Source organism: Sporosarcina sp. P34 (genome assembly GCF_002743375.1).
GTDB lineage: Bacteria > Bacillota > Bacilli > Bacillales_A > Planococcaceae > Sporosarcina.
In genome coordinates this window covers 106,375-120,428 of the sequence record NZ_PDZC01000011.1, presented here as the reverse complement: position 1 = coordinate 120,428, position 14,054 = coordinate 106,375, and the positions used below count along the sequence as shown (strand labels likewise).

The 14,054-nt window shown below is 41.9% G+C and carries 8 protein-coding genes; 3 read left to right on the top strand and 5 right to left on the bottom strand.

Features of this window, described 5'->3' with window-relative positions; translation table 11 throughout:
• The first annotated feature begins 312 nt into the window (after positions 1-312).
• Complete coding sequence (locus CSV63_RS14190; RefSeq protein ID WP_099696405.1) at positions 313-1,986, top strand: N-acetylmuramoyl-L-alanine amidase; 1,674 nt, start codon at positions 313-315, stop codon at positions 1,984-1,986.
• A 175-nt stretch (positions 1,987-2,161) separates the two neighbouring features.
• On the opposite strand, the gene CSV63_RS14185 is transcribed toward CSV63_RS14190, so the two are convergent.
• Positions 2,162-3,331 carry a pyridoxal-phosphate-dependent aminotransferase family protein gene (locus CSV63_RS14185; RefSeq protein ID WP_099696404.1) on the bottom strand — a complete coding sequence of 390 codons (1,170 nt, stop codon included), beginning with the start codon at positions 3,329-3,331 and terminating at the stop codon, positions 2,162-2,164.
• Positions 3,332-3,558: 227 nt separating this feature from the next.
• Positions 3,559-4,839: an isocitrate lyase gene (gene aceA, locus CSV63_RS14180; protein ID WP_099696403.1), complete on the bottom strand. Its 1,281-nt coding sequence runs from the start codon at positions 4,837-4,839 to the stop codon at positions 3,559-3,561.
• Between the two features lie 202 nt (positions 4,840-5,041).
• On the opposite strand from aceA, the gene CSV63_RS14175 reads away from it, so the two are divergent.
• Positions 5,042-5,716 (top strand): LytTR family DNA-binding domain-containing protein, encoded by a 675-nt coding sequence (locus CSV63_RS14175; RefSeq protein WP_233192123.1) that lies wholly within the window; start codon positions 5,042-5,044, stop codon positions 5,714-5,716.
• Between the two features lie 78 nt (positions 5,717-5,794).
• Here CSV63_RS14175 and CSV63_RS14170 read toward each other — a convergent pair whose 3' ends face one another.
• From CSV63_RS14170 to CSV63_RS14160, 3 genes are all read right to left on the bottom strand, one after another.
• Positions 5,795-6,943, bottom strand: a complete 1,149-nt coding sequence (locus CSV63_RS14170; RefSeq protein ID WP_099696402.1) for a polysaccharide pyruvyl transferase family protein — start codon at positions 6,941-6,943, stop codon at positions 5,795-5,797.
• 122 nt (positions 6,944-7,065) lie between these two features.
• Positions 7,066-9,330 (bottom strand): S-layer homology domain-containing protein, encoded by a 2,265-nt coding sequence (locus CSV63_RS14165; RefSeq protein ID WP_158233971.1) that lies wholly within the window; start codon positions 9,328-9,330, stop codon positions 7,066-7,068.
• A 580-nt stretch (positions 9,331-9,910) separates the two neighbouring features.
• The gene (locus CSV63_RS14160) at positions 9,911-11,380 is read right to left on the bottom strand and encodes an O-antigen ligase family protein (protein WP_099696400.1); all 1,470 of its coding nucleotides are present in this window, start codon (positions 11,378-11,380) and stop codon (positions 9,911-9,913) included.
• A gap of 309 nt (positions 11,381-11,689) precedes the next feature.
• On the opposite strand from CSV63_RS14160, the gene CSV63_RS14155 reads away from it, so the two are divergent.
• Positions 11,690-13,714 carry an S-layer homology domain-containing protein gene (locus tag CSV63_RS14155; protein WP_099696399.1) on the top strand — a complete coding sequence of 675 codons (2,025 nt, stop codon included), beginning with the start codon at positions 11,690-11,692 and terminating at the stop codon, positions 13,712-13,714.
• The last annotated feature ends 340 nt before the right edge of the window (positions 13,715-14,054 follow it).

Here is a 14,054-nt window from a genome sequence, read left to right as displayed (position 1 = left end):
GACTAAATTTTATCAGAAGGTATCCTTTTTTTCTTCATAAAACTAAAAAATCTTATATAAAAAAGAACGGACTCCATAAACTTCAATGGGTCCGTTCTTTTTCAATTCGAGGAGGGTTTTGTCCCAGCCTCTTTCTTTGAATTCACCTCTATCTCCCACTTCCGTACCACCTTTCCTTAAGTAGTAATGAAGAATCATAATTATACTATTGCTAATTTACGAACCATGACGAAAATATCTAGTAATTAGTTTTCATAACTGGTAAAATGAACCTATGAGTCTAGTAATACATTATATATTAAGGAGGATCTCATGAAACAATTTAAATGGGCAACAGTCGGTCTGTTGCTACTAACTATCTTAGCTTTCTCACCTCTTCAGTCATTTGCAAGCTTCAAGTTTTCCGATGTCCCCGCCAACAGTGAATATTTCAAAGAAGTCCATTACATAGCGGAAAAAGGTATTATTAATCAAACACCTAAATTCAATCCTCAAGATAACTTACGACGTTCACATGTTGCGAAGATGCTCGTCATGGCAACTGGTACACAAAATACACAGTTAAAAAATATGGAAATTAACGGACTGAAGCCAACTAGCGAACAATACAAGTTTGCTAACATTGCCCTTCAAAAAGGATATTTCCCTAATACTGACGCCAACAATTTCAAACCGAACGAAGAAATTAAGCGCGATGAAATGGCCTACGCGATGTCAGTAGCGTTTAACTTATCCGAAAAAGTAACGAGCCAAAAACCTTTGGGCATGGATGATGTGAAAAATCACAAATACGCTGATCGGATCAATGGTTTGTATTATGCAGGTATTACACAAGGCGACAATAAGAAATTCTTACCGAATAATTTATTAACACGTAAACAATTTGCATTATTCGTTGCTCGTGCGATGGATAAGCAGTTCGCATTGACTGTTAAAACGCCAGACCAACAGTCAAGCGTGAAGTATGTGCGCGTAGCCACTGGCGATGATACAGATCCATTGAATGTCCGTAGCGCACCTTCTGAGTCTTCTGCTATTATCCATGTGTTGCCTAACGGTACAGTAGTAGAAGTAACAGGCAATCAAGGCATTTGGTTGAAAGTAAATATTAACGGTGTGGAAGGTTATATCCATGAATACTTTACGACAACTAATCTAAATGAAGTGAAACCGAATCCACCAGTAGCAACAGCACCGCCTGTTACTACACCGAAACCGACACCTGTTGCGAAAACAATGGGTAAAGTGACTGTAAATAATTTAAATATGCGTTCTGCAGGTAATTCCAGTGCACCTACTGTCGGTAAGCTTCAATCAGGTCAGAAAGTAGAAGTCTTGTCCATTTCTGGATACTGGGCAAAGATTCGCACTGGTAGCACAACCGGTTATGTCCACAAAACGTATTTGAAATTGTTGAATCAAACAGGTAATCCATTGAAAGATCGGATCATCGTTATCGATGCTGGTCACGGTGGACATGACCCGGGCGCAGGTAAAAATGGCCGATCCGAAAAAACGATCACACTGAACGTTTCAAAGAAAGTCGAAGCGAAGTTAAAAAATGCTGGTGCTAAAGTGTTAATGACGCGTTCCAATGATACGTATTACTCGCTCCAAGCTCGTACCGATTTTGCCAAGAAGAATTTTGCAGAAACATTCGTTTCCATTCATGTGAACGCAGCAGGTTTTGCTGCAAAAGGCGCGGAAGTTTTCTATGACTCTTCTTCCAACGTAAATGCAACAGAAAGTCGCGATTTGGCTTCATTCATCCAGCGGAATATTGTGCAAAAGGCGAATATGTCTGATCGTGGTGTAAAGAATAAAGGTTTCTATGTAATCAAAAATAATAACGTAGCTGCTGTGCTTGTGGAGTTAGGCTTCATTACAAATTCTCAGGATTTTGCGAAGTTGACAAGTGAACAGTATTTGAATATTTATGCTGACGCGATCTACACAGGTCTGTATCAATATTACAGCAAGCAATAATGTCAACCACCTCCTAGAAATATTCTGGGAGGTTTTTTTATACAGTGCTATCGTTGCATGACTGATGATTCTGCGCTGCTAGGAGCCAAATTATTGTTCACTACCCAACTCCTCCCCCACTTCTCAATCAAAAAAACCGTTATAAGAAGCAAGCTCCTCATAACGGATCATTTTATTAGCCAATCAGTTGATTAACCTCTTTCGCAAAAACATTTTGTGCCTTAGAAATATCTACTTTATGACCCATCTCGTTCAATGTTTCACCAATTTGCATAACTGCTTTCTCCAGCATATCCGCTGTTGTATTCCCCATATGTCCGATACGGAACGCCTTTCCAGCCAAATGAGCGAGTGAGCCGGATAGAACCGTGCCTTTCTCCGCCATAGCCGACCGGAACTTTCCGTCATCAATACCTTCAGGATACAAAATACAGCTCAATGTGGGCGCCGCCACTTCTTCTGACGCAATCGCCTTCATACCATAGACTGCTAGACTCTGTCGAACAGCACGGCCAAATGCCTGATGGCGTTGAATACGTGCGTCTAGCCCTTCTTCTAATACGATACGTAGTCCTTCTTCAAGCGCATACACTAAGTTTACAGCAGGCGTCGCGAAATATTTTGAAGGATCGTGCATGATGGGAATCCAATTATAAATATCGCAATAGTAAGCTTGCACACGCTCCATAGCCGCACGTGCTTCCAAAGCTTTCTGGTTAAACGCGACAAGCGCAATGCCTGGTGGAACGCCAATGGCTTTCTGTGACCCAGTCAAAACGATATCAATTGTGTTGCCTGCCCCACCGTATTCTTTACTCATATCCTCATCCATCGCAGTAGTTGCACAAACACCGTCTACGATGACAAGAGCGCCATGCTTCTTAATAACCGGCACAACTGCTTCCAAATCAATCCTTACTCCAGTCGAAGTATCTGCATGTGTCACAGTAACCGCTTTATACGTACCTTCAGATAATTTCTTGTCAATTTCTTCAGGAGAGACTTGGTGACCCCATTCGGATTGCAATACATCCACTTGAATACCGAATGCTTGTCCCAATTTTATGAAGCGGTCGCCGAAATAACCTTGGCTAATGACAAGAAGTTTTTCCCCTTCTGCCACCGTATTAACAATTGCCATTTCCATTCCGATCGTGCCTGAACCAGCGACTACAAATACTTCGCCGTCTGTATTAAAAATTTCCCTCGTCTGATCAATAGTATGTTTATAGATTTTGACAAAGCGCGGGTCCGTATGCGACCATGTCTCACTCGCCATTGCATCATAAATTGAATCCACTACTGGTGTGGGTCCAGGGATTAACAGCATCTCTTTATTTCTCATCTTTTAATTCCTCCTCTTAATGAAGTACATTATCTCTTATACTACAGAAACTATCCAAATTTTTCAAATAAAAGAAAAGAAGGGAATTGGATGTAAATATCCAATTCCCTCAACACTTCACTCCATCTGAAGAAAGATGGTGTGACCCCGTTATCATATGAATACCCCTTTGTTGCAGCGAACGAAATTTTCTCCCAACAGTCACGTTCAGTAAAGCAATGCCGCTATTAGAACTGTGCTGTTTCAGTTGAACCAGACATAGCAGTTGTTGAAGATTGACCTTCAGAAATTACTTGTGCTACTTCATCAAAGTAACCAGTACCTACTTCACGTTGGTGACGTGTAGCAGTGTAACCTTTTGTTTCGTTGTCAAACTCAGCTTGCTGAAGCTCTGAATAAGCGCCCATTCCGCGAGTCTTGTAGCCGTGTGCCAATTCGAACATGCTGTGGTTCAATGTGTGGAAACCTGCAAGTGTAACGAACTGGAACTTGTAGCCCATTTTACCAAGTTCAACTTGATACTTTTCAATTGTTGCATCATCCAAGTTTGCTTTCCAGTTAAATGAAGGTGAGCAGTTGTATGCAAGCATTTTTTCAGGGAATTTCGCATGAATCGCATCCGCGAATTCTTGTGCTTCCTCAAGTGATGGGTGAGATGTTTCACACCATACTAGGTCAGCATATTCTGCATACGCTAGACCGCGTGCAATTGCTTGTTTAATACCTGGTTTAGATTTGTAGAATCCTTCAGGCGTACGCTCTCCAGTCAAGAACTCCGCATCTACTGGATCGATGTCACTTGTAACCATATCCGCAGCATCAGCGTCTGTACGCGCGATGATTACTGTATCCACGCCTAGAACGTCAGCAGCTAGACGAGCAGCAGATAGGTTGCGAACTGCGTTTTGAGTTGGAAGAAGTACTTTACCACCCAAGTGTCCACATTTCTTTTCAGATGCCAATTGGTCTTCCAAGTGAACACCAGCAGCTCCAGCTTCGATCATGCCTTTCATCAGTTCAAACACGTTCAATGGACCACCGAAACCAGCTTCCATATCCGCTACGATTGGAGCGAACCAATCAAATCCGTCTTCACGGCCTTCAGCATGGTCGATTTGGTCAGCACGTTGAAGTGCTTGGTTGATGCGTTTAACAACTGCAGGTACAGAGTTTGCTGGATATAAACTTTGGTCAGGATACATTTGTCCTGCAAGGTTTGCATCAGCAGCAACTTGCCATCCGCTTAGGTAGATTGCTTGTAGACCAGCTTTAACTTGTTGAACTGCTTGGTTACCCGTAAGTGCACCTAGTGCATTAATGAAATCTTCTTCATGAAGAGATTTCCAAAGGCGAGCAGCACCCTTTTCAGCTAGTGTATTTTGAATTAGAAGTGAACCTCTAAGTTTAACTACGTCCTCAGCAGTGTAGTTACGTTTGATTCCTTTCCAACGGCTATCTTCAGCCCAGCTTTTCTCCAGTTGTGCAATTTGTTCTTGTCTTGTTGACATTATCTTCACACCTTCCCAATTTTTCAACGGCTAACTGTTATAGTCTGTTTCATAACAGCTATCTTCGTTATGTATTACTATATAACAGTACTTCAGAATTGTCAGTCCATTCCGATAAAAAGGCTTTTTTAGTGGATGAAAGAATGATAGAATGGATGAAAGGGCATACATTTGACTATAACTATATAAAAAAGGGGATTTTATGAAGATTATGGAAAATAAAGATATCCCAAAGAAAATTCTGAATCAATACGCTTCTGTTTTAGAGGACTGGGTTCCAAAAGACGCCTCTATAGCTATCGCAGTTTCCGAACACTATATCTACTACGTTCCAGGTATGCATGATATTCATTTGAGAGAAGGACAGCATATCCAAACCGGTAGTATTGCGGAAGTAACAATCAAAAATCAGCGCAAAGTAGAAGTGATCATGGATAACTCCCTTTATGGTACCTCATACTTCGGCATTGGCTATCCTATTGATGTACAAGGAGAAGATGGCGCGTTAATCATCATCCTTCCACCTAACTTCCACGTACTGAAAAAAGATCAGTTACAGTTCCTAACAGGGAAGAAAGAGGATGAGTGGTTCCCGATCCCTTTAGATCAAGTTAGTTATATAGAAAGTTTACATAAAAAAACGTGGTTTTACACAGCGGGTGAGAATTATAATATTAGTTTCACGCTGAAAGATTTACACCTTCGTTTACCGAGATGTTTCCTACGTATCCATCGTTCATACATTATTAATATGAATTGTATTGAGAAAATTTCGCGGGATTTTTCTTCGAATCTGGTAATTAAGCTTATCGATGGTACGGAGTTGCCGGTTAGTCAGACGTATTTGAATGAAGTACGAACGCTTTTAGGATTTTAATATAAAAAGACTGAAGACCCTTCCTATGAATGGAGGATGGATCTTTAGCCAAAGCATATGATTCATTTCATATGTTTTTTATTTGTTCTTTTTAATCGCGTCTGTAAATTGTTTGGTCCCTTCCATCGCTTTCTCATATAAGGAAGCGGAAAGTTTTGCGGTTTTTGTACACGTATCGTTCCAGTCTGCCGCTAACGAGTCAAAAGCTTTGGAGAAGTGGTCGTCCGCTTTATGCATTTCACCAATCGGAATAGCTACTTCTGATAGATCTGCAAGTTTCATGAAGTCCGTCACTTTGTGGTGATAGCAGACCGCAATGACAGGTGTTGCCGTACACGTCGCTAGGATCAATGAATGCAGTCTTGTGCCAATGACTATATCTTGTTCAGCAGAAATTTGCAGTAAGTCTACTGGTAATAGATTTCGATCAATTACAGTCGTTTTTTGAGCTTCCTTCATTAAGGATTGAATATCTTTCGTCACATCAGCGTCTTGAGGAAATTTGGTAGCGAAGAATGTGATCTCAACAGGATGTTTAGCCGCTAATTCATCTAAATTTCTCGCCATTCCTTCTATATATTGTTGATAAATATCTTCTTTGCTCTCCGGCCAGTAGCCTGCATGATAATAGGGTACGGCCGTAATGCCGATTTTCAGCGGACGATCAGCTGTCGCTATGCGCTCACGTTTTAATGAAAATGCCGGATCCCCTATGACTTCTACAGGTTTTTGTACACCAACTGATTTCAATAGCTCAGCTGATTCAGGATCTCTCACTGAAATACTTTCCGCATGTTTCCCCATATACCGGATAAACCATTTGCCTAACTCACTGCTGAGGGGTCCAGCTCCACAGCCATAAATGACATAAGGAACACCAGAATTCTTAGCCATCATAGCGTACGATCCGTATAATGGTGCTTCGCGTTTATACAGATCCATTAAAATTCCGCCACCGCCTATAATCAGCAAGTCGAACGTTTTAACAATCTTTTTGTTTTGAAAATACGTAGCTCCGAACGTTTTCACTGCGTTTCCTTTTTTATAATATAAAGGCGCACTCATCACCTGATAGCGCTTCGCTGTTTGCTTCGGGTTATTACTGAATACCGTAATAACGTCACTTGGGACATTAAAGGTCGATGTAACTTGTGAAATAAGACTCAATAAAATGGCTTCATCGCCGTTATTATCATTTCCATAGTTCCCTACTATTCCTATTTTCAATGTATACCATCCTCTGCAGTTCGTTTGCTATAAGTATAGCAGAGTGACCTTTTATAGTGTATTCAAAAGACAGAGAAGCCTTCCAATCCAAGAACAACTCAAGGATCGGAAGGCTTCTATACTTACTTTTTTATACTCCTATATAGGAATGCACTGAATTGCGCACGGTTGACCGGCTTACCTGGCATGAATTCTCCGTTTTCATTTCCAGTCGTAATCCCGTGGTTTGCCAGAATATGAATCTGCTTGTACGCACCATGCTGTGGTGAAACGTCTATGAATTTCTTCGCAGACTCCCCTTCTAAACTATAGGCTTTAACTAAAATCATCGCCATTTGCGAACGAGTCAACTGTCCTGTCGGATTAAAGGATCCATCAGAATAGCCGCCTACGATATTGGCATTGGCAATTGCACTAATTTCATTGTAATAACGATGGGTCTTTGGCACATCACTGAATTCTTTACGCGCTTCTTCAGCCGGTGGTAAATTGAAAGCTCGGCTTAAAATCAAGGCTGCGTGTTCTCTGGATAACGTGTTACCCGGATTGAAAGTTCCGTCCGTATCCCCATTGATAATCCCACGATCACGTAAGAAATATATTTCGGTTGCGTAAGCATACGACAACGGCACATCTTTGAACAGTTCTTTACTCGGGTTATCTACAATAGGTGGCACAGGCTTAGGCGGTTCAATTACGGGCGGCGCTTCGGTTAACTTCACTTCAACCGGCACAGAAATCACTTTTTTGCCGAGAGTCGCCTGTACATGTCCTTTACCTACTTTTGTTGCTGTAAACGTCCCTGCAGAAGTGATGGAACCAATAGCGTCTGTCACACTCCATACTAATTGTTGCGGTTGATAGATAATCGGTTTACCAGAAGCATCTGCCGGAGTAGCAGTAAATGTAATTTTCTCACCCGGCTTGACGCTCGTTGCAGAAGACTTCACATCGAGTCTTGCAGGCTGGTCAATGACTGTGACAGGGAAAGATTGTTCAGCTGAACCGTAGTTGACGCTGATGCGATCTTCTCCGGCCTGAACCGCTTTATAGGTCAGACCTGTTCCTTCAACCGTTCCTTTTGCTGACGTCGTTTTCAATTGGGAAGCATTCGGCACAATCGGATTATAATGCGCATCCAAGACATGATTAAGTTTCAGATCGGCAGTTGCACCGACTAACATTTCCCCCATTTGAGAACGGGAAACACTGACGTATGCTGGTTGTCCTGTGGGTGCGGTACTTATCGCTTCCAGAATCGCCGAGATATTCCGTTGAGTCGAATTGGATGTACGATTCGCCAACACGACTTGGTTACTACCGTAGTTGCGAATTCCCATCGTAGTGGACCCGCCACCGTCAAAGTTCAACGCGCGATCATATCCTTGAGATACAAGATAATTTGCAAATTGGGTCAATGTCATGCCGTTACTATATCCAGCCCTCGAATCAACCGTCACCATATGAACTTGCTTTTTATCTTTACTGATTGCAATAGCGGTTCTTGCCGTCTTAGCTGTCGCACGCCAGTTATTCGTATCCATTGTGATATGGCGTTGACCATCTTTCACAAGCATCGGGCCACTTGCCATCATGAATTCCGAGTCTTTCCATTTGTCATCGATTGATAGACTCAATGATAGCGGATCTCCAACAGCGACGGATTTAAATCGTTCCAATCCTTTTTTTCCATGGATAGATACGACAAAACCATTTTTCGGTATCGTTACTGCCTGTTTATCTCCATATCCTCGTACTTTGACCACTTTACCTTGGAGTTGCTGTCCATAATGTGTCGATGTGATCGGCGCACTCGTTTCAACAACTAATTCAATACCATATTCATTGGAACCCGTCGCGCTTTTCACATGCTGCGGCGTGAAAATAATGGTTTCATCCGCTTGCCGCTCCCGGTTAAGACCCGTCATTTGAAAGGTATTACCATTGACTCCCACTTCAATTCCTAGATTGAAGTAATCAATTTCCGAAAGACCGTTACGCGTCACTCCAAATGCAATCGGATGGCTGACATAGAATGAGCTGGCACCCGAGATGACACCGCCATTCACGATTTCATTACCTTCAGACAACAGATACATCGGCATCCCTGTGTTCATATCGAAAAACGAAGTGTTTACTGCACCTACAACGCGATGACCCTCTTTTGAATCTCGATTTGCCAACGTCAATGTAGGAGCAGTTTTCGAAATAGGCGCAGGAAGACCCATTTTTAATTTCGTGAACGGATCACTGAGATCCACGCCTATGTGATTGATATGGCTACTTGCCGAATATGTATAATGAGAATACGTAACACCTGAAGACACGGGGTAACTGGAAACGACTTTCGTGCTGGCTGCCGCAGAGAATGGCAATGAAATTAGCATAGCTGCCGACATAGCGGTTACGATGACTTTCCGCTTCGTGCGAGACAGCAAAGTATTTTGTACGATAACACAACTCCACCTTTCCTACTCCTATCAATCTCTAGTCTATCAAATAAGGCCTATTTTTTCATGTACCGTTTGAACGAAATAAGTCAGGAAAAGAAGAATTGTGGGGTTTTTATGAGCGGATTATAAACGACATTGGGCGGGTGCGGCGTGGCTTTGCGCGGATCCCAAACGACATTGAGCGGGTGCAGCGTGACTATGAGCGGATCCAAAACGACATTGAGCGGGTGCGGCGTGGCTATGAGCGGATTCCAAACTACATTGAGCCGTTACACCGAAACTATGAGCGAATCCAAAAAAACATTTAGCGGGCACACCGCTTTGAGCGGATTCCAAACAACATTGAGCGGACACACCGAAACTATGAGCGGATCCCAAACAACATTGAGCGGGTACACTGAAACTATGAGCGGATCCCAAACAACATTGAGCGGATACACCGAAACTATGAGCGAATCTTGAACAACATTGTCCAATCCCCTTTCCTCACCACATAAAAAAACCTACGAATGGACTAGCCATTCATAGGTTTCGATGTGTCTTGCTGCTTGCCAAACGCGACAAATGCGCCAAGCAAGATGAAGTAGAACAATGTATACATTTTAAGTTCCCAAATATTATAGTACATTCCGGAAACGCCTGTTGAAAACCATAGCGCAATCATAAATACACCAAAATTCGTATGACGTGATTTCCAGAAGTACCGCAACATACTTAGCAGGAAGAGAGCGAAAATCAATACTCCAATGATGCCGGTTTCTGTAATGACTTGAATATATTGATTGTCTGAATAAAAATACTTTCCTCCATAGATATCCGAACTGATACCATAGTGATCATAAATCGGTGATCCATACGATAATGTCGCAGAACCGCCAAATGAACCGAATCCTGTACCCGTTATCGGATGATCACTGAAGATTTCAAATCCTTTACTAATATAGAAGAATCGTCCGCTCTCCGTCATGAGGGCTAAGTTCTTTTCATCAAACGTTTCACCGAAGCGTCCCCCGATACTTCCAGCTCCGCTAGGCTTCTGGTCTACTGTCACACCTAGCTCTGTTATGTATTGTACAGCCAAGTTAACTGGATAATAGATCAAGATAATTGATGCAACGCCTGCAATGACTAGTCGTTTCAGAAGATACCATTTTCTCGTCATCAGGATAAAGACCATACCGAACACTACTGCTGAAATCCAAGTTCCTCTTGAATAAGTCAGAATTAGAATACCGAAGAATAAGACAAGCAATACACGAAATGTCCATTTGTATTTATTCAGCTGGTAAACATGTTGCAAATAAATGACCCCGATAATTCCGAAAAATAGAGCCAATGCCAAAGAGTTCGGATTACCTGTTAGTCCGTAAATACGCACTGCATTTGTTGCAGATAAAACTTTATACTTCCATTCCTCAGGAAGCAGTAACTGACGCAAAGAGAGTTTTTCCACCAAACCGTGAAGTGACATCACAATGTTCAACCATACCGTCACCCACGCAAGTTGTTGTAGCCATTTGTTCGTCAACGTCATTCTTGAAATGATGTAATAAAGCAAATACATAATCAAAAATGTTCGAACTTGGAAAATAATCGACGTTGGAGTGACATCGTTCAAGAATCCTATGATCGAGCCAAATAAAATAAAGGCGAAGTAAGACCACTCAAACCATTTGAATGTAAATAGTGAACGGAGATTATGTCGGTAATGGAACAACGTCCACGCAAATACGACAAGAATAATTAAATCTCCTATTAACTTCATTCCACTATTCACTTCCAGCAAAAATGGTCGTATATTGACATAGATAATAAGAAATAGAATACTTTGCTGCGGTTTAATAATAGAAAATAGGACAAAAAATAAAGCCGTTCCGAGTAATGCTATTTTTGACGGCAGCAATAATGCAATGAGCATCACAGCTACTGCAATCAGTATAGTACTTGTAGATTGTTTTTCTAATCGCTGTTTCCATATATTCATTAGTCTATAAAACCCTTTCTACGCTTGCTAGTTACTTGTTGCATTATATCACTATCTAGGACGGAATAGTGAAAGCATTCGTTGCATTTTTTCAAATAATTGTAGTTTGTCGTTTATTGCTATATGTGGCATCTACACTTTCATGGGTATTTTTCATAATTTGTATGCCCTCTCATCCTATTGGTCTAGTAACACTTCGCCATATATAGGGATTTATTATATCAATAGTCTATTAATATACCAAAAGGTACTTACCAATAATAGTCATCTCTGCTACAATAGTAGGAGATTTATATAGGAGGTTTTGATTTGAAACGTTTGATTACATTACTGACACTTTTGCTTTTGGTTGCTTCTCCTATCTTTACACCGGTGGCAAGTGCAAATGATTTCACTGGTCATCAAATGCAACAAGAGCTGACATTTTGGATAGATAAAGGTGTGATCCAAAAGGACGCAAAAGGGAATGTTTATCCGAATCGTGCAGTTACACGAGGAGAATTTGCTTCATATTTGGCCCGTTCACTCGAATTACCTGCTTCGACAAGATATACCTTTAGGGATTTACAGGCAAATCATTCCCGCACAATTGAAATTCAAAACGCTGCTGGCGCCGGAATTTTGGCGGGATATCCCGATGGTACATTCAAGGCGAATCAGCAGATTACCCGACAGCAAATGGCGGGAATGATTTTTAAAGCATTCCGCTTCCTTGATATCCCTGTCAATTCACCTACTGTCCAATTTAAGGATAGCAAGAAAATCTCATCGAACTTTATCCCAGCTGTATCCGCGGCTTCTTCATTGAACATCATACGTGGAGATCAAGGGTATTTCAAACCGACAAGTAACGCTACGATTGCTCATGCTTCGGCATTTTTATACCGTATGTTCGCAGTCGCTGACGGAAAAGGTAATACCCGTCCCCCTACAAATGTTGGCGGCACGGAAAATCCTAAAGTCCATAAAGTCAGTTCGATTTCCAACAGTCAGCTAAATGTAACAAACGCGTCATATATCACATTTGAAGACGCTTTGGCTGCCTATAATGCTTCTTCCATCATTCAGACAATTTCCGTTAATAATACCATCATCAAAATGAAGTCAGGTCAGGCGTTTGCTTCAGAAAATCCAAAGCAGTATACGTCACTATACAGCGACCCGGCATTAAAAAACGAAGTGACATATGTTCAGAAAGGATATGAACTGGACTATGTTGGCAGTAGCGCAGAACGCGTTGTAGTGGACATTGGTGGCTATACTTACTATGCAAAACACGAGGAAGTCGATCTAGTCCCTTCACTATTATCTAAAGGTGCAAGCCAGTATAAAGTAAGCAGTGACGGCTTACTCATTCACCAACCATATTATCGTACATACGATGCCAAGACGAAGCAATATAAAGGTAGTTACGCAGAGTATACAGTAGGTCCAGCTTCTCCTGCAATGAAAAAAGGACAGACCTATACAAGTAACGATGGGGTTCACTTTAAGGAATTGAATGGTACAACAACGATTACCTATTATCCGTATTTCCAATTCCAATCAGTGCGCCAGCCTTCTACTTACACCGGACAGGAACTGGATCGTTTTATTTCTAATGCATTACAAGCGAGACAAAATACAGGTATTGCACGCTATAAAAATGCTACAACCAAGTCGAAATTAATCGGACTTGGTACGTATGTGAAACAAATGGAGAAACAGCATAATGTGAATGCGATGTTCATCTTAGCAACAGCTATACACGAGAGTGATTACGGAATGAGTGGCAATGCACAGCAGAAAAACAACATTTTCGGTATCCGCGTATTCGACTCTTCACCAGATAAAGGTGAAGTCTATGGTAATCCTACGAGAAGTGTTGATGCATTCATCACTCGCTATATCAACTTAAACTATGCGAACCCACTCGGTGCGTATGCCAATGGCGCGGCTCCAGGAAATAAAGCTGTCGGCTTCAATATGAAGTATGCATCCGATCCTTTCTGGGGAAGTAAGATTGCGGGCCATATGTGGCGGATCGATCAGTTCCTCGGTAAGAAAGACGCAAACCAAGCGCAATTAGCCGTGATTTCCTATACAGGCAATACAGCGGTGAATATCCGGACAAGCCCTGAGGCGGTAAATAGAAATAACATTCTATTCTCCTACAAGCCTAAGCATCCAGGCAGTCTGGCAGCATTCGGCTATCCACTAATTGTCGCGGATCGTACAACAGGCGCAGATGGCTTTGTTTGGTACAAGGTGCGTATGGATATCAATCCAGGAACGCAACCAATCAACGAACCATACGGCTGGATCCCCTCCGATCTAGTCACGCTTGTTAATTAACTAGATAGACAGAGAAACCACCACCTCCAGCTTAGGAGATGGTGGTTTTTAGTATGAATGAATTCAGAAGTCAGATGCATGTTAGGGCACACGCTGATCGATCGGCATTCGCCTTCCACTTATAATCAATATAGTGTCATTTCCTTAAGAGAAAACGCTCATAGTTCCACGATATCCGCTCATAAATCCTTCAGAAGTGCTCTATGATCCCCCGAAAGCGCTCTATCAAACTAGTTAATCGCTCTATCCCCCCGGGCAAGCGCTCTATGCCCGTTAGTAACCGCTCTATTCATCTTCTCAAGTAGGATTAACCCCGCTCCATCTAAAGCTTATCCCCTTG